This window comes from Tardiphaga sp. 813_E8_N1_3 (assembly GCF_051811025.1).
Lineage (GTDB): Bacteria > Pseudomonadota > Alphaproteobacteria > Rhizobiales > Xanthobacteraceae > Tardiphaga.
In genome coordinates this window covers 2,174,602-2,196,417 of the sequence record NZ_JBPWQE010000001.1, presented here as the reverse complement: position 1 = coordinate 2,196,417, position 21,816 = coordinate 2,174,602, and the positions used below count along the sequence as shown (strand labels likewise).

24 protein-coding genes are annotated in these 21,816 nt (G+C 61.1%); 4 read left to right on the top strand and 20 right to left on the bottom strand.

Annotated elements, in window-relative coordinates:
- Positions 1 to 20 precede the first annotated feature (20 nt).
- From AB8A33_RS10455 to rpoZ, 15 genes are all read right to left on the bottom strand, one after another.
- Positions 21 to 323 carry a copper-binding protein gene (locus AB8A33_RS10455; protein ID WP_439092641.1) on the bottom strand — a complete coding sequence of 101 codons (303 nt, stop codon included), beginning with the start codon at positions 321 to 323 and terminating at the stop codon, positions 21 to 23.
- 40 nt (positions 324 to 363) lie between these two features.
- Positions 364 to 825, bottom strand: a complete 462-nt coding sequence (locus AB8A33_RS10450) for a cupredoxin domain-containing protein (RefSeq protein WP_439092640.1) — start codon at positions 823 to 825, stop codon at positions 364 to 366.
- Positions 826 to 877: 52 nt separating this feature from the next.
- Positions 878 to 2,263, bottom strand: a complete 1,386-nt coding sequence (locus tag AB8A33_RS10445; protein WP_439092639.1) for a multicopper oxidase family protein — start codon at positions 2,261 to 2,263, stop codon at positions 878 to 880.
- 13 nt (positions 2,264 to 2,276) lie between these two features.
- Positions 2,277 to 3,725, bottom strand: coding sequence for a TolC family protein (locus AB8A33_RS10440; RefSeq protein WP_439095902.1), 1,449 nt, complete (start codon positions 3,723 to 3,725; stop codon positions 2,277 to 2,279).
- A gap of 27 nt (positions 3,726 to 3,752) precedes the next feature.
- Positions 3,753 to 4,046: a hypothetical protein gene (locus AB8A33_RS10435; protein WP_439092638.1), complete on the bottom strand. Its 294-nt coding sequence runs from the start codon at positions 4,044 to 4,046 to the stop codon at positions 3,753 to 3,755.
- A gap of 77 nt (positions 4,047 to 4,123) precedes the next feature.
- The gene (locus tag AB8A33_RS10430; protein WP_439092637.1) at positions 4,124 to 4,597 is read right to left on the bottom strand and encodes a hypothetical protein; all 474 of its coding nucleotides are present in this window, start codon (positions 4,595 to 4,597) and stop codon (positions 4,124 to 4,126) included.
- Between the two features lie 78 nt (positions 4,598 to 4,675).
- Positions 4,676 to 5,425 carry a DNA repair protein RecO gene (gene recO, locus AB8A33_RS10425; protein ID WP_089263820.1) on the bottom strand — a complete coding sequence of 250 codons (750 nt, stop codon included), beginning with the start codon at positions 5,423 to 5,425 and terminating at the stop codon, positions 4,676 to 4,678.
- Between the two features lie 44 nt (positions 5,426 to 5,469).
- Positions 5,470 to 5,862, bottom strand: coding sequence for a hypothetical protein (locus tag AB8A33_RS10420; RefSeq protein ID WP_439092636.1), 393 nt, complete (start codon positions 5,860 to 5,862; stop codon positions 5,470 to 5,472).
- A gap of 33 nt (positions 5,863 to 5,895) precedes the next feature.
- A complete protein-coding gene (era, locus tag AB8A33_RS10415) occupies positions 5,896 to 6,849 on the bottom strand; it encodes a GTPase Era (RefSeq protein WP_315842610.1) in 954 nt (317 codons plus the stop codon).
- Positions 6,839 to 7,720: a ribonuclease III gene (rnc, locus tag AB8A33_RS10410; protein ID WP_439092635.1), complete on the bottom strand. Its 882-nt coding sequence runs from the start codon at positions 7,718 to 7,720 to the stop codon at positions 6,839 to 6,841. Before rnc ends, era begins: the two co-directional genes overlap by 11 nt.
- A complete protein-coding gene (lepB, locus tag AB8A33_RS10405; protein WP_089264616.1) occupies positions 7,657 to 8,415 on the bottom strand; it encodes a signal peptidase I in 759 nt (252 codons plus the stop codon). Before lepB ends, rnc begins: the two co-directional genes overlap by 64 nt.
- 291 nt (positions 8,416 to 8,706) lie before the next feature.
- Positions 8,707 to 9,126: a holo-ACP synthase gene (gene acpS / locus AB8A33_RS10400; RefSeq protein WP_439092634.1), complete on the bottom strand. Its 420-nt coding sequence runs from the start codon at positions 9,124 to 9,126 to the stop codon at positions 8,707 to 8,709.
- Positions 9,123 to 9,887 (bottom strand): pyridoxine 5'-phosphate synthase, encoded by a 765-nt coding sequence (locus AB8A33_RS10395; protein WP_439092633.1) that lies wholly within the window; start codon positions 9,885 to 9,887, stop codon positions 9,123 to 9,125. Before AB8A33_RS10395 ends, acpS begins: the two co-directional genes overlap by 4 nt.
- Positions 9,888 to 9,919: 32 nt before the next feature.
- Positions 9,920 to 12,241 (bottom strand): RelA/SpoT family protein, encoded by a 2,322-nt coding sequence (locus tag AB8A33_RS10390; protein ID WP_439092631.1) that lies wholly within the window; start codon positions 12,239 to 12,241, stop codon positions 9,920 to 9,922.
- A gap of 153 nt (positions 12,242 to 12,394) precedes the next feature.
- Positions 12,395 to 12,787, bottom strand: a complete 393-nt coding sequence (gene rpoZ, locus AB8A33_RS10385; protein WP_068732476.1) for a DNA-directed RNA polymerase subunit omega — start codon at positions 12,785 to 12,787, stop codon at positions 12,395 to 12,397.
- Positions 12,788 to 13,156: 369 nt separating this feature from the next.
- Here rpoZ and AB8A33_RS10380 point away from each other — a divergent pair, with 369 nt between their 5' ends.
- The gene (locus AB8A33_RS10380) at positions 13,157 to 13,783 is read left to right on the top strand and encodes a LabA-like NYN domain-containing protein (RefSeq protein WP_068732474.1); all 627 of its coding nucleotides are present in this window, start codon (positions 13,157 to 13,159) and stop codon (positions 13,781 to 13,783) included.
- Positions 13,764 to 14,468 carry a uracil-DNA glycosylase gene (locus AB8A33_RS10375; protein WP_439092630.1) on the top strand — a complete coding sequence of 235 codons (705 nt, stop codon included), beginning with the start codon at positions 13,764 to 13,766 and terminating at the stop codon, positions 14,466 to 14,468. The genes AB8A33_RS10380 and AB8A33_RS10375 overlap by 20 nt, the downstream gene beginning before the upstream one ends.
- A gap of 2 nt (positions 14,469 to 14,470) precedes the next feature.
- On the opposite strand, the gene AB8A33_RS10370 is transcribed toward AB8A33_RS10375, so the two are convergent.
- The 4 genes from AB8A33_RS10370 to dapA all read right to left on the bottom strand — a co-directional run bounded on the left by AB8A33_RS10370 (position 14,471) and on the right by dapA (position 17,034).
- Positions 14,471 to 15,046 (bottom strand): peroxiredoxin, encoded by a 576-nt coding sequence (locus AB8A33_RS10370; RefSeq protein ID WP_439092629.1) that lies wholly within the window; start codon positions 15,044 to 15,046, stop codon positions 14,471 to 14,473.
- Positions 15,047 to 15,084: 38 nt separating this feature from the next.
- Entirely contained in the window at positions 15,085 to 15,558 is a 474-nt protein-coding gene (gene smpB / locus AB8A33_RS10365) for an SsrA-binding protein SmpB (RefSeq protein WP_092144287.1), read from the bottom strand.
- A 65-nt stretch (positions 15,559 to 15,623) separates the two neighbouring features.
- Positions 15,624 to 16,040 carry a large conductance mechanosensitive channel protein MscL gene (gene mscL / locus AB8A33_RS10360; protein WP_175368489.1) on the bottom strand — a complete coding sequence of 139 codons (417 nt, stop codon included), beginning with the start codon at positions 16,038 to 16,040 and terminating at the stop codon, positions 15,624 to 15,626.
- 100 nt (positions 16,041 to 16,140) lie between these two features.
- Positions 16,141 to 17,034 carry a 4-hydroxy-tetrahydrodipicolinate synthase gene (gene dapA / locus AB8A33_RS10355; protein ID WP_439092628.1) on the bottom strand — a complete coding sequence of 298 codons (894 nt, stop codon included), beginning with the start codon at positions 17,032 to 17,034 and terminating at the stop codon, positions 16,141 to 16,143.
- Between dapA and AB8A33_RS10350 the strand changes: the two genes are divergently transcribed.
- Both AB8A33_RS10350 and AB8A33_RS10345 read left to right on the top strand, forming a co-directional pair.
- The gene (locus AB8A33_RS10350; protein ID WP_439092627.1) at positions 17,024 to 17,221 is read left to right on the top strand and encodes a hypothetical protein; all 198 of its coding nucleotides are present in this window, start codon (positions 17,024 to 17,026) and stop codon (positions 17,219 to 17,221) included. The genes dapA and AB8A33_RS10350 overlap by 11 nt on opposite strands.
- Before the next feature lie 74 nt (positions 17,222 to 17,295).
- Complete coding sequence (locus tag AB8A33_RS10345) at positions 17,296 to 19,515, top strand: lytic transglycosylase domain-containing protein (RefSeq protein WP_439092626.1); 2,220 nt, start codon at positions 17,296 to 17,298, stop codon at positions 19,513 to 19,515.
- Between the two features lie 176 nt (positions 19,516 to 19,691).
- Here AB8A33_RS10345 and AB8A33_RS10340 read toward each other — a convergent pair whose 3' ends face one another.
- Positions 19,692 to 21,224, bottom strand: coding sequence for a porin (locus tag AB8A33_RS10340; protein WP_439092625.1), 1,533 nt, complete (start codon positions 21,222 to 21,224; stop codon positions 19,692 to 19,694).
- Positions 21,225 to 21,816: the final 592 nt, after the last annotated feature.

The window sequence follows — 21,816 nt, the reverse complement described above, 5'->3', positions numbered from 1 at the left end:
TGGACGCCCTCTTCCGGAGACTATTTGGCTTTCTGGATAGAGGTCACGACGATCTGACCATCGACGCGACCGGCATCGAATTTCACCTTGTCGCCCACCTTGACCGATTTCAGCATTGCCGGGTCCTTGACGCGAAACACCATGGTCATGCCCTCGTCCATATCGAGGCTCTTGATTGGACCGTGCTTCAGCGTGATCTTGCCCGCCGCTTCATCGATTTTCTTCACTTCCCCGCGCACGGCAGCATCCTGCGCGGCCGCCACGACGCCGAACATTGAGAGCGCGACAAACGCTACAAGCGCGACAAATCCATTGGTCTTCATCATGCATTCCTTTGCTTCAGATTGAGCTGTTTGCATCGCGCTATTTCACGATGACCTTGCCGGTCATCCCCAATTCACGATGCGTCGGGATCAGGCACGAATATTCGAACGTCCCTGCCTTCGAGAACTTCCACAGGATTTCGCCGGACTTCTTGGCCGCAAGACGCAAGCCGTTGGGCTCGTCATGCTCCATGTCGGGGTTTTTCTTCATCGCTTCGCCGTGCTTCAGATTCTCTGCCGTGGTCGCCAGCAGAAATTCATGTGCTTCAGTCCCCGCGTTACGGATCACGAAGCGAATCTGTTCGCCGCGTTTGACCTCAATAACCGCAGGCGAATAATCCATCTCGTTCATGCTGACGACGATCTCGCGCGCCGGCTTCTTGGGATCGCCGGGTTCGCCAGCCGAATATCCTCCGTGCTTGTCGTGGGCCGCAGCAGCGGCCGAGTAAGACATCGCGGCCAGCATGAGGCCGCGACCAATGTATTTCCGGGTCTTGTTCATTTCAGTTTCCATGTTGCTTGTTGTCTGTGATGACGATGTGTAGTTCGGTCCCTTACATTCCCTTCATTTTCATGCCCTTCTTCATGTCCATCGGCTTTGATCCCTGGCCTTTGATGGGCTTGTCCTTCACGCTCGTCTGTCGTGGAGCTTCGCCCTGCGGCGCCTCGATCTCATATGCGACCGTGCCCTTCGGGAAATCGTAAGGACCGGGATCGCGGTAATCGTCGCGCGCGAGTCCGTCCCGCACCTTCATGACGCTGAACATGCCGCCCATCTCGATCGGACCGAACTGACCTGATCCCGTCATCATCGGCAGTGTGTTGTCCGGCGCCGGCATCTCCATCTCGCCCATGGCGCCGCCTGTGGATCCCATCACCATCGCATCCGGTGCGAGCTTGCCGACTGCCTTCGCCAGATCCTTTTTGGAGACGCCGATCAGGTTCCTGACGTCGTGACCCATCGCATTCATGGTGTGATGCGACTTGTGGCAGTGGAACGCCCAATCGCCGGGATTGTCGGCGACAAAGTCGAATGCGCGGATCGCGCCCACCGGCACGTCAGTGGTGACTTCCGGCCATTGCGCGCTGTCAGGCACCCATCCGCCATCCGTGCAACTGACCGCGAACTTGTGACCGTGCAGATGGATCGGATGATTGGTCATCGTCAGATTGCCGACCCGTATCCGCACGCGATCGCCGAGCCGAACCGGCAACGGATCGATGCCAGGAAAGACGCGACTGTTCCATGCCCACATGTTGAAGTCGGTCATCTCGTTGACCTTCGGCAGATAGGTGCCGGGATCGATGAGATAGCTGCTCATGATGAAGACGAAATCGCGATCGACAGGCCGGAAACTCTTGTCGCGGGGATGCACGACCATCATCCCCATCATGCCCATCGCCATCTGGACCATCTCGTCCGAATGCGGGTGATACATGAACGTGCCGCTATGCTTCATCTCGAATTCGTAGACGAAGGTCTTGCCAGGCTTGATATGCGGCTGGCTCAGCCCGCCAACGCCGTCCATGCCACTCGGCAGGATCACGCCGTGCCAATGCACGGTCGTATGTTCCGGCAGTTTGTTGGTGACGAAGATGCGAACCTTGTCGCCTTCGACGGTTTCGATCGTCGGCCCGGGCGACTGGCCATTATAGCCCCAGAGATAGGCCTTCATGCCGTCGGCGAATTCGCGCTCGACAGGCTCGGCGACCAGATGGAACTCCTTCCAGTCGCCATTCATACGCCACGGCAAGGTCCAGCCGTTGAGCGTAACCACCGGATTGTAGTCGGGCCCGCTCGACGGATGCAGCGGCGGCTGCATCGTCACTTTGTCCATTATGGGTGCTTCGGGAATACTCGCCGCCTGCACGCGGCCGGTCACCGCAGCAGCGCTGGCAAGCGCCGTGGCGGTACCGAGAAAATTTCGTCGGGACAACATGGTTTTCTCCATTTCAGTGCCCTCCTCCGCTCGTCGCCTGAGCGGTCGTCGCGGATTTCGTTTCGGATTGGGACTCGCCACGACCACCGCCATTAATGGCGGTCTGCAGTTCAGACTGCGCGAGCCAGAAATTGCGTTTGGCTTCAATGGCTGCACGCAAAGCTGCGATGCGTTGACGAGCCTCGGTCAACAGCGCGAATACGTCGACCTGCATGCTGCTGAAGCGCAATTGCATCTCATCGGAGATGATCTTGCGCAGCGGCAACACCTCGCGCTGGTAATGACCGGCGATATCGTAGGTCGAGCGATAGACCCTGAAGGCATCGCGCGCTTCGGAGCGGATATTCACCGCCTTCTCGGTCAACAGGTTGAAGGCCTGATTATAGGTTTCTGCGGCCTGTCGAACGCGCACTTCACCACCGTCAAAGATCGGAATCTGAAACTGCACGTCGAAGCCGCGCTCGCGGAACGGTGCTCCCTCCGGATCACGCGTCTTGCGGTCGATGCCGGCGACGTCGAGCAACGTCACGAACCGGCTTGCTTCGGTGAGGTTCAGCGACTTGGCGAGAGCGGCGAGTTCAATGCGGGCGATCTGCAGGTCAATACGATGTGCGACGGCATCGACTTCGATCCCCGGCAGCGACAGCGGCTGACGCGGCAGCACCGGAAGCTTCTGCGGCAGCCTGATGCCGATATCGGCGCCCCAGAGACCGAGCAGACGGATCAGGCTCTCGCGCGAACTCGTGGCCTCCTGGCGGAGCGTTGCGAGATCGGCGGTCGTCTCTGCGTAGAATACCTGCTCGCGCGCTTGATCGAGCTTGTTCAGCGACCCGGTTTCACCCAGCTTCTGCGCGAGTTGCGCCGTGGATTCCGCTGTCGACTTGGCGTCCGTCAGCAGGCCGACAAGTTCGTTGGCAGCGACGGCGCGGTAGTAGGTGCGCCTGACGTCAGCGGCCAGCCGCAGCGTCTCTTCTGCGGCACGCAATTGCGCCTTCTGGAATCGCTGACGGGCGATCTCGGATCGGAACGGCAGTGTCGCCAGCGCGAGAATATCGCCGACGACCTGTCGCTCGATCTCCAGCGCTCCGTTCCCGGAAATGCGCGAGATCGAGAATGTCGGATTGGGCGGCAGGCTGTCGCCGACGAGATCCGTTTCCGCAAGCGCCAGTTCATTATACGCAGCCTGCAGGCCGCGATTGCTGAGGAGCGCGATCTGCACCGAGCTGTCGACTGTCAATGGCCGCCGCAGCAGGGCTTTGACGGTCGCATCGGCACGCTGAGCGTCATCCGGTGTTCGGATCGCAATCACGTCCTTGTTGATGGTCTCGCTTGCGACGCCCGCGACGACGCCCATACCGCGATCCGGCGAGAACGATGCACATCCCGCCAGCAGCAGCGCCGACAGCAGCGTGATGCCCGCGGCAGACCTTGAACCGAATTGATGCGCATGCGTGAGCGACATGTGATGCTTGTTGAACATGACGTGCCCCTACCGGCCAGATTTCGGCACAGGAACGACGCGGTCGTTCTGCTCGCGCCATGACGACGGGGCAACCGGCCGAAGGCTGCTGTAAGGAGCCACCGTGGAGCGATAGCCGACACCAGCGACCCTGGCGCCGGGATCTGCCGGGTCGGCGCCGGCCAACGGTACGGTCGTTGGCATGCAGCCACCGAGCGCCATACCGGCAGCGGTCGTCGCTGCAAGGATTCCCAATTTGATATCGAATAGTTTCCCGGCCACCGAACAAACGGCGGCGAGCTTCGCCCCAAGCTGCGCAAGCATGTTATTTTCCTGAAATGACGATGGATCACAGGTGCGCGTGCCCTTAACGGGCGCGGCACCGCGTCGATACGATCAGATCAGGAAATAGGGGGGCGGTAGAGCCGGACGGGCGCACTGTCGGTGACCACGCGATAGCCTTCGGTGATACGAAGGACCGTCGGCTCCGAGGGAGTCACGATGTCAGTCAGCACTGCCGGCAGCGCGGAGACGCACATCAGTCCGCAGCATGGACCGTTCGGTGAGTGCGGGACCTTGTGCGAACCGGAGGCATCGTCGATCGCCGTCAATGCGCGGTCACCATCAACGTGTGCGGCTGATGCGTGCGCGACAGAATGATCGTGCGCGTGACCATCCCCATACATGTGCGCCGACGTGCTGCTGTTCACATGAACCATGCCGGTCATATGACTTTCGCCGGTCAGACACGGCGCAACCTGGTGCTGTCCCGGCAAGGCAAGGGAGATCGTCGGCGCCAGCACGCACAACAGATAGACCAGGGCGACGAACCACCCTGCTCTCAGCCGTTGCACTCTGGTCAGACGAACCAGCATCTGGATGCGATATTCCTATCAACCCGCAATGCGCGGAACATAGACGCGAATCCGGCATTCGCCAATGTCGAACTTGCCTCAGGACGATGAGATTCGCGCGAGGTGCCGCGTCACCGCGTTGATGAACCCTTCGCGGGCGTCGGAATGGCCTTGCCCGCGCGGTTCCAGCACATTGCGGAGCAGAAAGCGCCCGGTCAGGTCGAAGCCGTCCTGCAAGTCGCGGTCGGAGATACTGTTTTGGCCGTCTTCACTCTCACGCAGGAATGACGGCAGCCGCATCAGCCGGTCGCGATACGGTTCCCCCGCGGTCCGGGACACTGCGTTGCCAGATTTGGGTGACACGTAAATCAGGTCAGAGGTCACGCCGGTGGCGGCGCAATTTTCCAGATCGAGACCGAAGCCGAGTTCGGTCAGCATCGCCAGCTCGAACCGGATCACATGGAGCGCGGCTTCGCCGACATCATCGAAGTCATCCAGGATGCGCTCCAGCGTCTCGTAGATGTCTTCATGCGGATCGCGCTCCGGCAACAGCCGCGCCAGCGAGGCGAGATGAGTGATGCCATAGACAGCATGAGACGAGCCCAGCAGCGTCGCGGCACGCATCAAGGTGCCTTCCATCAGGTAATAGCCGAGCTGCTCGTCCAGCCGCGCCCGCCATATCGCCTGCACGCTATTGCCGGGCTGCAGCAGCGGTCGCATCTTTGACCCCGCACCACCGCGCACCAGGCCGAGATGACGGCCATGGCTACGCGTCAGCAGTTCGACGATGGCGCTGGATTCGCCATGCCGCCGCACGCCAAGGATGATGCCTTCATCGGTCCATTCCATGGGGGTAGTTTACAGGAATTCGGCAGCCGCCGCAGTAAATGCGATCAGGCCTTGAACCACGTTTTCGCGTCGCCGGTGAAAGCGCAATACAGCCCGAGCCCGGTCAGGATGCATGACACGATCTCGATCGCGCTGTCGAACTGCAGCCCGTAGATGCCAAGCACCTGGAACAGCGACAATACCGAAAAGGCCAGCGACACCACCAGCACCCAGCGCGGCCAGCCCTTGCGGCGATAGGCGGCGAGCCGAACGAGCCAGACGAAGAACAACAGCATGCAGGCGGCGACGAAGTTCGCTGCCATGATGGTGCTCTCGGACATCGTCAGGTCCGGCGTGCGATCCTGAAACGCGATCGACAGCGCGTCGAGGATCAGCGACATGTAGAGCAGCACTTCGAAACAGAAAACGTTCTTCGGAAGGTTGGCGGGAGCGGTCATCGTGTGGGTTGCACTTCCATCATCGCTCCTCGATCACTCGTGAGGAAATTCGAGGCCCATTTCGCGATAACGATTGGGATCGTCGCCCCAGTTCTCGCGCACCTTCACGAACAGGAACAGATGCACGGGCGCGCCCACGATCTCGGTCAGCTCCCTGCGCGAGTCCGCACCGATCTGCTTGATCGTCGCACCGCCCTTGCCGAGCACGATCTTGCGCTGGCTTTCGCGCTCGACGAAAATCGTCTGCTCGATGCGGACCGACTTGTCCTTGCGCTCGGTCCAGCTATCAGTCTCCACCGTCGATTGATACGGCAGTTCCTGATGCAACTGACGGAAGATCTTTTCGCGGGTGATTTCCGCCGCGAGATGGCGCATCGGCGCGTCCGACATCTGATCTTCGGGATAGTGATACGGGCCGGCGGGCACATCAGCTGCGAGCCTGCGGCGCAGGTCGTCGACGCCGTCACCGGTCATCGCCGAGATCATGAAGGTCTCTTCGAACTTCAGCCGCTCATTGGCCATCTGCGCCAGCTTCAGCAGCTTCTCCTTGGAGACGATATCCACCTTGTTGATGACGAGGATCTTCGGGTGATTGACGCTCGCGAGCTGCGCGAAGATTGCGTCGGCTTCTTCATTGATGCCCGCTTTGGCATCAAGCAGCACGCAGACGACGTCGGCATCGTGCGCGCCGCTCCATGCCGTCTTGACCATCGCCCGGTCGAGACGTCGCTTCGGCAGGAAGATGCCGGGCGTATCGACCAGAATGATCTGGGCGTGGTTCTCGATGACGATGCCGCGGATCAGCGCACGCGTGGTCTGCACCTTGCGTGAGACGATCGTGACTTTGGAGCCGACCAGCGCATTGACCAGCGTCGACTTGCCGACATTGGGCGCGCCGATCAGCGCAACGAAACCGCAACGGGTTTCAACGGGCGTCCCTTCGGACTCATGATCTGGTTCAGCATCGTTCACGACATTATCCTTCATTGCCGCCACTGCTGACGCCTTCACGCGCAATCATTGCCTGCGCCGCGGCCTTCTCGGCGGCGCGCTTGCTGCCACCCTCGCCTTCGGCCGGTGCAAAACCCTTCACATCCACCTCGATCTTGAAATGCGGATCGTGGTGCGGACCCGAGCGTTCGACCTCCCGATAGGCCGGTGTCGGCAGACCGCGGCCCTGGGCCCATTCCTGCAGCACCGTCTTCGGATCACGCAGCGGACGCACCGGCTTGCGCATGCGTTCGGTCCAATTGCGCTGCACAAAACTTTCCGCAGCCGGATAGCCACCATCGAGGAAGATCGCGCCGATCACAGCTTCGCAGATATCGCCGAGGACCGACTTGCGCAACCGCTGACCGGCGCCTGCGCCGACGGTGCCGAGCTTGATCCCCTCGAGCAGACCCAGCAACCGCGCAACATCGGCGCATGCTTCCTTGCGGACGAGATCGGCGAGCCGCTTGGACAACTCGCCTTCATCCGCATTCGGGAAAGCGCGAAACAGCATGTCGGAGACAACGAGGCCAAGCACGTGGTCGCCCAGAAATTCAAGGCGCTGATAGCTCTCGGTCCGGCTGCGCTGCGACTTCAAGGCCGACACATGGGTGAAGGCGGTCGCCAGAAGCAGCGGGTCCTTGAAGCTGTGACCGATCCGCGTTTCAATCTCGGCGGCGGCCGCCTTGGCTGCCGCGCGCGACTTCTTCTTGCGAGCAGCCGCCGTCTCCGGCGTAGCCTCGGTGGTCGGGCTCAACTCGTCGGTTTTCGGCGCGGTATCGATGGGATTGTTGGAGTCGTCGGTCATCGCACGATGGAAAAAATTCGATTCCAGCGCACAGCGGTCGGCCAGCGCCAGATCTGCCAAGCATGTTCGCCTTCAGCGATCGAGAAGAAGATCATTTGCGCACGGCCGACGAGATTCTCGAACGGCACATAGCCGACGGCCGACAGCACGCGGCTATCCGTGGAATTGTCGCGGTTGTCGCCCATCATGAAGAAGTTGCCGGGCGGCACGGTGTAGACATTGGTGTTGTCGTAGAAACCATTATCGACGCAATCGAGCGTTTCATAGGTCACATTGTTTGGCAGCGTTTCCTTCCAGCGCTTCACGCGCGCCGTGGCGTCGGAGCCGCACGGATCCTCGCCGACGAAGTCGCTCATGCGCTCGCGCTGCACAGGCTTCTCGTTGATGTAGAGCAGCCCCTCTTTCATCTGGACGCGGTCGCCGGGCAGCCCGATCACGCGCTTGATGTAGTCGGTGGAGTCGTCCTTCGGCAGACGGAACACCACGACGTCACCACGCGACGGCTCGGAGCCAAAGACGCGGCCGGAGAAGATGTTCGGCGACAGCGGAATCGAATAGTGGCTGTAGCCGTAGGAATATTTCGAGACGAACAGGTAATCGCCGACCAGCAACGTGGCCTTCATGGAGCCCGACGGGATGTTGAAAGGCTGGAACAGGAAGGTCCGGATCACCAGCGCGATCAGCAATGCGTTGATGACAACGCGGATGGTCTCGCCGACGCCGCTTTCAGTCTTGGTCCCGGATGTCACGCTCATCGCTTTCCCGATTCCCGCAGCGTCGCCGCGCGGCTGGTAGCATTTTGGGGCAAGGCGGCATTACGCCCGGCACGAAAAATGCATTAGATTCATATAATTACGGCAAAGTCCTGCAAATGCCATGAGCGGCGTCAGCGAGAATTGGCGTCGGTTCGGTATCCTGGCAGGTTTAAACGGTTGTTGGTAACGGTGCAATGAACGCCCCGAAAAGCCACGTCCCGCCAGTTTGGCCTGCTGGCTTGCGATCGCACCGCTTCAGGTGCGGCTGCCAGCCTGCCCTCACGGCTTGCCTCAGGATTTGGGCGACGGGACGGCCGAAATTATGACGAAAGCCTGCGCCAGTGGCCAATCGTCCGTGATCGACAGATCGATCTGGGCGTCATGCCCCGGCGGTAACATGGCCTGCAGCCGGACCAGCGCACCGCCGGTGAGTTTCATGGAGGGTTTGCCACCCGGCAGGTTGATGACCCCCATATCCCGCCACCAGACCCCTTGCCGGATGCCGGTCCCCAGCGCCTTGGAGCACGCCTCCTTGGCGGCGAAACGCTTGGCATAGGTCGCGACCACCATCCTCTCGCTCTTGGCGCGGCGCTGCGCCTTCGCGCGCTCGGCCTCGGTGAAGATGCGATCGAGAAAACGGTCGCCATGGCGTTCGATCACCTTGGCGACGCGCGTAATGTCGATCAGATCCGAACCGATGCCGATGATCATGACGCGCTCTTGGACTGCATCCGCCCGCGATCCATCGCCGCGCGCATCAGACGCACCGTATCGGACAGGCCAATGAACAGTGCCTCGCCGATCATATAGTAGCCGATGTTCAGCTCCATGATTTCGGGCAGTGCCGAGATCGTCTCGGCGGTGGCATAATCGAGGCCATGGCCGGCATGCACTTCCAGGCCTGCGGATTTCGCCAGCCTGGCGCCGGCGACAATGCGCTGCCATTCGCTGGCGGCTTTGGCCGTATCGCCATCGGTGATCGCGTCGCACCAGGCGCCCGTGTGGAGTTCGATCACGGGGGCCTTCAGTTTGGCCGCCATTTCGATCTGCTTGGGATCAGCCGCAATGAACAGCGACACCCGTATGCCGGCTTCAGTGAAGCGCGCGATCGACGGCTCCAGCGATTCACGCTGGCCGACCACATCGAGGCCGCCTTCGGTGGTCAGCTCCTCACGCCGCTCCGGCACCAGACAGACGGCATGAGGCTTCACCGCCAGCGCGATCCGCACCATGTCCGGCGTCGCCGCCATTTCGAAATTCAGCGGCTTGGAGATCTCCGCCTTCAGGCGCTCCATATCCGCGTCGCGGATGTGGCGACGATCCTCTCGCAGATGCGCCGTGATGCCATCAGCGCCCGCGGAAATGGCTTCCAGCGCAGCGCGGACGGGATCCGGGTGCTTGCCGCCCCGCGCATTGCGCAGGGTCGCGACGTGATCGATGTTGACGCCGAGGCGCAGCGAGGATGAGGACATGACGGAATTCCAGAAGACCTTAAGGAAAGACGCTACCCATTGACGCGTTCGACCTTGGCGACAACGGCCTTGGCGCGCAACTGATTGATGATCGCGCTGAGATGTTTGAGGTCGTAGACACCGAGATCGATAGTCTGTTCGGTAAAATCGGGCGAGCGGCGATGCATGCTGATATTGTCGATATTGCCGTCATGGTCGGCGATGACCTGAGCGATCTGCGCCAGACTGCCGGGCTCGTTGACATTCTGCAAAAAGAGTCTGGCCGGGAAACGCTGCGGCGAGGATTCATCAATATCCCAGCGCACATCGACCCAACGCTCCGGCTCTTCCTCGAAGTCTTTCAAAGCCGGTGACTGGATCGGATAGATCGTGATGCCCTCGCCGGGCGTGACGATGCCGACGATGCGGTCGCCCGGCACGGCGCCACCGTTCGGAGCGAATTTCACCGGCAGGTCGGAATTGACGCCGCCGATCGAAATGATCGAGGTGAAGCGTGTCGCGCCATCGGGCGTTCTGACCTTGTCCGCCGTCGACTTCTTGTTGTTGGCCGAGAAGCGGCCGATGCGCTCTTCCTTGTAGTCGGGATACATTGCCCGCGCGACGTCGGCGGCGCGGAGTTCGCCGCGGCCGACCGAGGCCATCACGTCGTCGATAGACGTGCGCGCCAGACGCGGTAGCGCGCCCTTCAACTGGTCATCCGAATATTCCATCTTGGCGCGCACGAACAGCCGCTCGACGATGCGGCGGCCAAGGCTGGCATATTGATCACGGACCGCCGTTCGCGTCGCACGGCGGATGGCGGCGCGCGCTTTGCCTGTGACTGCAAGGCCCTCCCAGGCGGATGGCGGCGCCTGCTGTGCGGCCGAGGTCAATACTTCGACCTCGTCGCCATTCTGCAATTCGGACGACAGCGGCGCGAATTTGCCGTTGATCTTGCAACCCACCGCACTGTTGCCGACGTCGGTATGCACGGCATAGGCGAAGTCGACCACATTGGCGTTGCGCGGCAGCGCGATCAGCTTGCCCTTCGGCGTAAAGCAGAACACCTGGTCGTGGAACAATTCGAGCTTGGTGTGCTCCAGGAATTCTTCCGGATTGGTGCTCTCCGAAAGAATGCCGATGGTGTGGCGCAGCCACGAAAACGCGTTGGATTCGCGCTTGAGCATTTCGGTCGGCGAACCGATGCCGTCCTTGTAGAACGCATGCGCCGCGATGCCGTATTCGGCGATGCTGTTCATCTCCTCGGTGCGGATCTGCAGTTCGACGCGCTGGTTGCCGGGGCCGATCACCGTGGTATGGATCGAACGATAATCGTTCTGCTTCGGCGTCGAGATGTAATCCTTGAAGCGGCCGGGCACCACGGGCCAGGTCGTGTGCACCACACCGAGTGCGCGGTAACACGCCTCCATGTCCTTCAGCACCACGCGGAAACCGTAGATGTCCGACAGCTGCTCGAAGCCCACCGACTTGCGCTTCATCTTGGTCCAGATCGAAAACGGCTTCTTGCGCCGCCCGGTCACCCGCGCCGCGATGCCGTTCTTCTCCAACTTCGTGGAGAGATGGCTCTCGATCATATCGATGAGGTTCTGATTGCGCTCGGTCAGCGAGTCCAGGCGCTGCATCACCACCAGATAGGCATCGGGGTCGAGCACCTTGAAGGACAGTTCCTCGAGCTCCTCGCGCATCGCCTGCATACCCATGCGGCCGGCCAGCGGCGCATAGATGTCGAGGGTTTCCTCGGCGATGCGGCGGCGCGAGGCCGGCGGCATGAACTCCATCGTCCGCATATTGTGCAGACGATCCGCGAGCTTGATCAGCAGGACCCGGACGTCGTCGGCGATCGCCAGCAGCAGCTTGCGCAGGTTCTCGGCCTGCTTGGCTTCGCGCGACACCAGTTCGAGCCGCTTCAGCTTGGTCAGGCCCTCGACCAGCGCGCCGATCTCGGCGCCGAACAGCTTGTCGATTTCGGTCCGGGTGGCCTCGGTGTCCTCGATCGTGTCGTGCAGCAGCGCCGCCACGATGGTGGCGTCGTCGAGCTTCAGGTCGGTGAGGATCGCCGCCACTTCCAGCGGGTGGGAGAAATACGGGTCGCCCGAGGCCCGCGTCTGCTCGCCATGGGCAACCATGGCATAGACATAGGCGCGGTTGAGCAAATCCTCGTCGGTATTCGGGTTATAGGCCCGGACGCGGTCCACCAGATCGTATTGCCGCATCATCCGGACACGGGACGTCCGCGGCACCTTGGCCGGAGCTGGCGTCTCTGCGGACAGTGCTTCAGGCGAAACTGGCGAGACCGCGGCGACCGTGTCGTTCGCAGCCTGCATCTGCCGTTTATTACGGCGCGAAGTCGCCATCCTAGCCTCGTTCGATCGGGTCAGCAGCGACCCGGATTCTTCACTTTAAGTTTGCCCCGAAACGGACTGCAAAAGCAAAGGCCCGGACGCATGTCCGGGCCTTTGTGATGACTGATAATCAAAACGGTTAAGCAAAAGACCGTGTGTATCGCTTTACTCGTCTTCTTCGGGCTGCTCTTCCGGCGGAGCGAGGCCTTCGAGACCCTTGAGGAGCTCTTCTTCGGTCATGCGCTCGACGGCCACTTCGGTATCGTCGGCATCGACGCTGGCGCCGGCGGAACCGATCAGCGGAATCGTATCCGGTTCTGGCTCGTCGACTTCCACGAACTTCTGCAGCGAATGGACCAGTTCCTCACGGAGATCTTCCGGGGAAATGGTCTGATCAGCGATTTCGCGCAGCGAAACAACAGGATTCTTGTCGTTGTCGCGATCAATCGTAAGTTGTGAACCGGACGAGATCATTCGTGCCCGGTGTGCTGCCAGCAACACCAGGTCGAACCGGTTGTCGACCTTATCGATGCAATCTTCGACGGTTACGCGCGCCATAAAATGTCGCTCCGTTTGTTGTGGGACCGAATATGATGATTAAGTGCCGTAGGTATAGGGGCTTTGCGGCATTCGCAAGGACCAATTTGGAATTAGGCCCTTCTTGGCTTGGTTTTCTGCCGCACTATGGTACCCTCGAAAAAGCCGCAGAAGCGGTGGCACCATCTGGCCAGAAGCGGATATCTCGACACCAAAAGGCTTCATTGCAAGGGCAGATGGATCGGCATATTCGGGCAGTTCCAGACCAGCTGATTGCGTGGCGTCAATAAGGCCGATCCGACGAAGAGCGGACGACAAATGTGATTCAAATGCGCAACGACGAAGTCGCGCCAAAAACGCTAACAACAACAAACCACATGAGAAAACTTGATGTCCCTCACATCTAACAAGATCGCACTCTTCATCGACGGCGCCAACCTCTACGCCACCGCCAAGACCCTCGGCTTCGACATCGACTACAAGCGCCTCCTCAAGGAATTTCAGAGCCGCGGTACCCTTGTCCGGGCTTTCTATTACACGGCCATTATCGAGGATCAGGAATACTCGTCGATTCGGCCGTTGATCGATTGGCTCGATTACAACGGCTATACGGTGGTAACCAAGGCCACCAAGGAATTCATCGATGCGTCCGGCCGACGCAAGGTGAAGGGCAATATGGACATCGAGCTCGCCGTCGATGCCATGGAACTGGCCGAACATGTCGACCAGATCGTGCTGTTTTCGGGTGACGGCGACTTCCGCTCCCTTGTCGAAGCCGTGCAGCGTCGCGGCGTCCGCGTCACCGTCGTCTCCACCATCTCGAGCCAGCCGCCCATGATCGCCGACGAGTTGCGCCGGCAGGCAGACGTGTTTACCGATCTCATGGAACTGCAGAGCAAGCTCGGCCGCGATCCGGCAGAGCGCCCTGCTCCGCGCGAGCCGCGTCACCAGACGCCGCAATTCCTGCAGCGCGCGACCACCATGGCGCCACGAGGCGATGAAGATTTCGAAGACTAAGACACAACTCAGCAGACAACAGCCGGCGGTGGTCGCATCCGCGATTTCCGCCGGTACTCCCACCGACCCAGGGCGCGATTGTCCTCTTTGCCCACGTCTCGTCGACTACCGTATGGCGGTGCGCGAGAAGGATCCTGGCGGCTATAACGGCCCCGTGCCGTCGTTCGGCACCTCCGATGCTGCGCTGCTGATCGTGGGCCTCGCCCCCGGCGTGCAGGGTGCCAATCGTACCGGGCGTCCCTTTACCGGCGACTATGCTGGCGATCTGCTCTACGAGACTTTGCTGGATTTCGGCTTTGCTTCCGGCACCTATGAAGCGCGTCCTGATGACGGGCTCATGCTGCAGGATTGCCGGATCACCAATGCCGTGCGCTGCGTACCGCCCCAGAACAAGCCTCTGCCGGTCGAGATCACCACCTGCCGGCCGTTCCTGATTGCCACGATGGACACCATGCCGCGATTGCGCGCCATCGTGCTGCTGGGCCGCGTCGCCCACGACACGATGCTGAGGACGCTCGGCATTCGCGCCGTGACAGCGCCCTTTGCGCACGGCGCCGTCCACGATGTCGGCCGCTTCAAGCTCTACGACAGCTATCACTGCTCGCGCTACAACACGAACACGCGGGTGCTGACGCCGGAGATGTTTCGGGCGGTGTTCGCACGGGTGAAGGCGGATTTAGCGTAGGCCTAAACCGGATTGGCCTTCAACCACTCCAGCACATCGCCCGCATTCCGGTCCGGTGGAAACACCGGATAGAACACATGGGTGATCTTGCCGTCGTCGATGATCATGGCCAGGCGGTTGATCATCGTTTGATCGGCAACATCCATGGTCGGCAGGCTGAGCGCATCGCTCAGCTCAAGTTGCTCGTCGGACAACACCGGAAACGGTAGATGAAGGCGCCCGGCCATTTCGGTCTGATAGGCGTTGCTCTGCGTCGACAGACCGAACACATGCTTTGCGCCAGCAACCTTCAACTCTGCAAACAAATCTCGGAACGAACAGGTTTGCGGTGTGCAGCCACGCGCGCCGGGGATCATGTCCCAGTCATCGACCAGCCCGATCTTGCCGGGCTCACCTGTGCGCGGATAGCCGAACACCACGGTGCGGCCGGCGAGTTCGGAGAGCGTCACCGCGGTATCGTTGGTAGCGCGCAGGCTGACCGGCGGGATGGTCATGCCGGTCAGATGATTGGCGGCGCCGTCGTCTTCCGGTGCCGGAATCTTGCTCCAGTCGACTTCGAGCAGGTTGCCTTGCGTCATCTCATCCTCTTGTTTGCGGGGATGGGCGACGCCCAGCCTCAGCCTCTCGCGCGGAGCAAACGCCCCTTCTCGCGACCCCAGTCGCGGTCCTTCTCGCTCGCACGCTTGTCGTGCAGCTGCTTGCCCTTGGCCAGCGCCAGCTGCAGCTTAACGCGGCCGCGCTCGTTGAAGTACATCTTCAATGGCACAAGGGTCATGCCCTGGCGTTCTACCGCGCCCATCAGCTTGTTGATCTGCTTGCGATGCAGCAGCAGTTTACGCGGCCGCTTCGGCTCGTGATTGAAGCGATTGGCCTGCAGATACTCAGGGATGTTGCAGTTGATCAGCCAGATCTCGCCGTCCTTGGGATCGGCATAGGACTCAGCAATGGTGCTCTTGCCGTTGCGGATCGACTTCACCTCGGTCCCGGTCAAGGCGATACCCGCCTCGACCGTATCCTCGACGGCAAAATTGAACCGCGCCTTACGGTTTTCAGCAATCACCTTGATCGGGCGTTCGTTCTTCTCGGCCATCGTTCAATACTTTCAGCGTGCTGACCGAATATAGGTGCCGCGAACGCCCGACCCAAGCTTTGGGCTCAGGCCTTCTTGAGCAGATCGCGGATCTCGGTCAGCAGTTCTTCTTCGCGGGTCGGCTTCGGCGGTTCAGCCGGCTTGGCGGCATCGTTGCGCTTCAGCTGGTTCATGAAGCGGATGACCAAGAAGAGAACAAAGGCGACAATGATGAAGTTCAGCGTCAGGGTCAGGAAGCTGCCCCAGGCCAGCACGGCGCCCTGCTTCTTGGCGTCGGCCAGATTGGTTGCCGTAACGGATTTCGAGAGACCCGTGAAATAATTCGAGAAATCGAGACCGCCGGTGATCGCACCGATGATCGGCATGATGACGTCGGCCACCATCGACGAGACAATCGCACCGAAGGCTGCGCCGATGATCACACCGACGGCGAGATCGACCACATTGCCCTTCATCGCGAAATCGCGAAATTCCTTCAGCATCTGCAATTCCTCTTTGTTTTCAACGAACGACCCGTACGCGCTTACAAATAAGGAGAGATGACGCAGCCAAGGTCACCTAACATCCGGTTGACGCAGATGCCTAATTGATGAGGCCCGCGAAGACCATGGCGTCGCGGATCACCTTGCCCGTGGGCGGCGTCACCGTCATCAGCGGCAGACGTACTTCTTCCTTGATGCGGCCCAGCAGTGCGAGACCGTGCTTGGCGCCGGCGAGGCCGGGCTCCTTGAAAATCGTGTCATGCAGCGGCGTCAGGCGATCCTGGACCTTGAGCGCACCGGCATAGTCGCCCTTGAGCACCAGCGACATCAGCTCGGCACACAGCTTCGGCGCAACATTCGCCGTCACCGAAATACAGCCGTGCCCGCCGGCCGCCATATAGGCCAGCGCAGTCATGTCTTCGCCGGACATCTGGATGAAATCCGGTCCCATCGCGTGACGCTGCTTGGACACGCGCGCGAGATCCGCGGTCGCATCCTTCACGCCGGCAATGTTCTTCAGCTCATACAGGCGCGCCATGGTGTCGACGGACATATCGACCACCGACCGCGGCGGAATATTGTAGATGATGATCGGAATGCCGATCGCATCGTTCACCGCCTTGAAGTGCTGATACATGCCCTCTTGCGTGGGCTTGTTGTAATACGGCGTCACCACCAGCACGGCATCGGCGCCTGCCTTCTCGGCATGCTTCGCCAGCGACACCGCCTCCTTGGTGGAATTGGACCCCGCGCCGGCAATCACCGGCACGCGGCCCTTGGCTTCGTCGATGCACCATTCGACGACCTTGTAATGCTCTTCGTGGCTCAGCGTCGGGCTCTCACCCGTGGTGCCGACAGGAACGAGACCGTTGCTGCCCTCGGCAATCTGCCAGCTGACGAGCGCGCGAAAGCCTGCCTCGTCCAGCGCACCGTCTTTGAACGGCGTGACCAGAGCTGCGTAAGACCCCCGGAAATTCGTCTTGGTGGCTGCCATGGTCTGCTCCGAACGCGATGCGGCTTTAGCCGTCTGCTTGAACCAATTGATTGAACTGCAAGTCTTATCGAGTCTGCGGCTGCTGCGAAAGACCGCCCGAAGCGGTTTCAGCGCGGTTTACCGGCTGTTTGGCCGTGATTTCGCCGCCGTGGCCGGGCAGAGAGGAGCAAGCGGTTACAGAAATTGACGATTTGGTCACCGTTTCAATCAAATACATCATGGGAATGCGCGCGATTGTCTGATTCGCCGCGAGGGAATGCCGTGAAGCACCTGCTCCTCACCACGACTGCGCGGCGGACGACCTTGGGCTCCGGTCTGGCGCTGGCGGTCGGGGTATCGGTGCTGGCCGTCGAGGCCTGGGCGGCCACCAAGGTTCCATTGCCGAAAGCGCGCCCCATTGCGCGCAGTGCCGCACAGGCCCCCACGGCCGTAGCTGCCCCGGCGAAGCCGCTTGCACCGGATGCAGCAAGCCCGGCCCCTGCGATCCAGCCTGCCACCCGCCAGCACGCGGCCATTCCCCCGGCTGCCAAGAAGCCGGTCGCCCGCGCGGCCGTCGCGGCGACAACGTCCACCCCACAGGCGGATGCCGAAACGCTCGAAAACGTCATCGAGCTGATCCGCAAGCGCAAGGGTTCGGAAGCCGCGCAGGTCGTGCAAACGATTGGCGATCCGGTGGCACGCAAGCTCGGCGAATGGATCTATCTGCGCAGCGACGACAATGGCGCGTCGGTCGAGCGCTACCGCGCTTTCGTCGCCGCCAATCCGAGCTGGCCGTCGCAGACTTTCCTGCGACGCCGCATCGAAGCGGCGCTGTGGGACGACAAGCGCGACGACTCCGCGATCCAGTCTTATTTCGAGAGCGAGAAGCCGATTTCCGCCAAGGGCAAATTCGCGTTGGCCAAGTCGCTGCTCGCGCGCGGCGACCGCGCCGGCGCGGAGCGGCTGATCCGTGATGCATGGCGCAGCGATCCGATATCGGGCGATACCGAGAGCATGGCCATCGACATGTTCGGTCCGCTGATCACACCCGGTGATCACAAGGCGCGCATGGACATGCTGCTCTATGGCAGCGATTCAGATGCCGCACTACGCTCCGCCAAGCGCCTCGGCGGCGCGCAGATGGCGCTCGCCCGTGCACGCATTGGCGTCACCAAGAAGGCATCGAACGCCAACGCATTGCTCGCTGCGGTACCCTCGGAGCTGCACAGCGATCCCGGCTATATGTTCAGCCGCATTCAGCAGCTGCGCCGCGAAGAGAAATTCGGCGAAGCAGCGCGGCTGATGATCGCAGCGCCGCGCGAACCGCAGCGCCTGCACAATCTTGACGAATGGTGGATCGAGCGACGTCTCACGGCGCGCAAGTTGCTCGACGTCGGCGAACACCGCTCGGCCTATCTCGTGGCACGCGATGCTGCCCTGCCCGCGCGCGATATCTACAAGACCGAGCAGGAATTCACCGCCGGCTGGATCGCGCTGCGCTTCCTGAAAGATCCCGCGACCGCCGCACAGCACTTCGCACGTATCGGCGTCGGCAGCGTCAATCCGACAGCTCTCGCCCGCGCCGGTTACTGGCAGGGCCGTGCTGCAGAAGCCGCAGGCCGCAGCCAGGAAGCCCGTGCCGCCTATACGCGCGCAGCAGAGCAATCCACCAGCTATTACGGCCAGCTCGCGCGCGCGAAGCTCGGCCTGCAGCAGCTCGACATCAGCGGTGCATTGACCGCCCGCGCGCGTGGGCTCGATCGACTGGAAATCGTCCGCGCGGTGCAACTGCTCTACGCCATGGACGAGCGCGAAGTCGCCATCCCGATCTTCGCCGATGTCGGCGAGAACGGCGATCCGGAAGCCGTGCTCGGCCTTGCCGAGCTGGCGCAACAGAACAAGGATGCCCGCGGCACATTGCTGGTCGGCAAGGCAGCGCTCAATCGCGGCCTGCCCTTCGATCACTATGCCTATCCGACAACGGGCATTCCGAGCTATCGCCCGATCGGACCTGAAGTCGAGTCTGCCGTGGTCTATGCGATCGCACGGCAGGAAAGCGCCTTCAATCCGGCCGTCGTGTCGCCGGCCCAGGCCTATGGTCTGATGCAGGTGACGCCAAGCGCGGCGCAATACGTCACCAAGCGACACGGTGGCACCTATGACCTCGCGCGCCTCAAGGGCGACTCGGTCTACAATGCTACGCTGGGCGCCGCCGAACTCGGTGGCCTGCTCGAAGACTATCGCGGCTCCTACATCATGACCTTCGCCGGTTACAACGCTGGCCGCGGCAGCGTGCGCAAATGGATCGAACGTTACGGTGATCCACGTGACCCGAAGGTCGATCCGGTCGACTGGGTCGAGTCGATTCCGTTCTCGGAAACGCGCAACTACGTCCAGCGCATCATGGAAAACCTGCAGGTCTATCGCGCACGCTTCGGTGGCGGCTCACGACTGCAGATCGAGGCCGACCTGCATCGCGGTGCCAGCAGCAGCGTCGAATAGCACGCAACAACAGCACGAACTCACCGCCGTCATTGCGAGAAGCCCGGGCGACCTCGCGATGACGCAGCGGGGGCGCGACGTCGCGCTCAACGTCATCCATGCAAGCAAAAACCCCCGGCAGTTTCCTGCCGGGGGTCTTTTGCTTGCAGATGTTGATCGCCGTTAGGCGGTCAAGATCAGAACGAGCGCAGGATCTGAACCGAACCGTTGTAGAGGTTCTGGTTGCTCGTGTTCAGGACCGTATTAGCCGGCTTGCCACTCATGCCGCCAGTAGCGGTGGTGTAGGTGCCGTTGAGGTTCTGTTCGAGGCGGCTGTAGGTGAATTCAGCCGACAGGGTCAGGTTCTTGACGGGGGTCCAGGCGGTACGGGTACCGATCTGGGCAATCGCGAAGTCGAAGTTGCCGGTGCCGACGAAAGTACCAGCGCGAGCTGCTGCTGCCGACGAGGTGCTTGCACCCGGGCCACCAGCGGTGAGGCCCTGGAAAGCAGCGAGCATCTGAGCATTGCCATCACCGTAGGTGATGCTGCTGTAGCTGCCGAACAGCGACGTGCGCCATGCCGGGTTCCAGTAGTGCTCGTAGAAGCCAGCGACCGACCATGCTTCGCTCTGCGTGATCTGACCATTGGTGGCGTAAACGCCGTCGAGCACGTAACCGAAGCCGATGGTGTTGCCATCAACCTTCGCGTAACGACCGCCGCCGGCCGAATCGTTGGTACCACCGAAGACGTACTTGGCAGCGCCCTGAGCGTAGGTTGCTTCGAGCTTCAGGCTGTCACCAGCGCCGGTGGGCAGGTTCTTGAATTCAACCGCACCGTTGACTGCGAAGCCATACTTGTCGTCAGCGTGGCCGAGCGTTTCGTTGCTGCTCGAGTAGAGGGTCGGGGTAGCAGCGTGCATCGCAGCGCCGAAGTGCAGCGTGCCCCAAGCCTGGTCGAGGCGGATGTTGCCGACAACGTCAGGAATATGGTTGCCACCGATGGCGTTGCCCAGGAAGGTGTTCGAGTTGGTACCGTAGAACGTACCGGTGAACGAACCTGCGCCCGGTCCAACGATGAAGGTGCTGGTGTTCCAGAGGCCTGCATTGCGGTAGGGCGAAGCATTTTCGAGCGAGATCGTGGCCGAGACGCCGTTACCGAACGAAGCGGTGTAGGCGATCTGCGGAAGACCGGTCGAGTTGTTCGAACCGTTCAGGAAGCCCGACGAGATGTATGGCTTCGAGAGAGCCCACTGCGGGTCGAACTGCGAGACAGCCTTACCGAAGGTGAAGCCTGCGAACTGGATGAAGGCGAAGTCGACTTCGGTGAAGCCGCCAGCGATCGATTCACGGTTCTGCGAGAAGTCGAACTGCATGTTCGCATAGGTACGAACGACACCGTATTCGGTGGCGGTGCGCGTATCGGTGGTCAGGTTGATACGTTCGCGGCTGACGAAATAATCCTTGGTCCAAAGATTATTGCCACCTGCGCCACCCTGATAGAACGGCGTGTCGTATGCGTTCGCATTGAACGAGGTGTCGATACGGATCGCGCCGCCGATCTTGATGCAGGTATCGGTGCCCGGGATGTAGTAGAAACCCGCGCCGTAGAGGGAGCAAATCTTCACGTATTCGACCGCTTTGGCCTTGACGGGAAGATCGGCTGCCTGAGCTCCGCCAACGGCGAGCAGAGCTGCCGTCGAGCCGAGAATAAGGCCCTTAATCGTCTTCATGTAAACCTCCAAGTTGCTTTAGGGAAGGTTCTGCAACGGGGTGGAGGCCACCCTGAAGACAAGTCCCCTTAATCCCTGACAACCCGCAAACGCTCCGAATCTCAAAACCCGTCGCACAAAGCGTGCCGACGAGGTTCAGGACGAACCACCTTACGGGACGACCTCGGGATGCCCCCCTCCGTCGCACCGAGACCATCTCCTAAGGTTTCTCGCTTCGCAACAATGGAACGCCTCAAAGCGGCCTCCATTCGGCCGTTTCCCGGGCTGTGTTGCTTAAATCACACGGACTCGTGAACGCGCATTCCCAGCAAATAACTGTTTTAACAAATGAATTTCTGGTGCCGCATTTCAGAGCACCGACGCATCCTGTAACGGGTGGAAACACATCCATACCCGCATCCGGCGTAGCTGGTCGACTTTCCTGGTCCATCGGCCGAATCGCCTCGCTCTGCCGGAGCGATAAACTCCGACAAGCGCTCAACGGCGGATGGCAATCGATAAACGGCCTCGGGGGCCATTTTCCCAGCGCAAATGCACCACAGGCGGGCGCGGCATCTGAAGATCATAAAGACACATCGACATCAGACGTGTC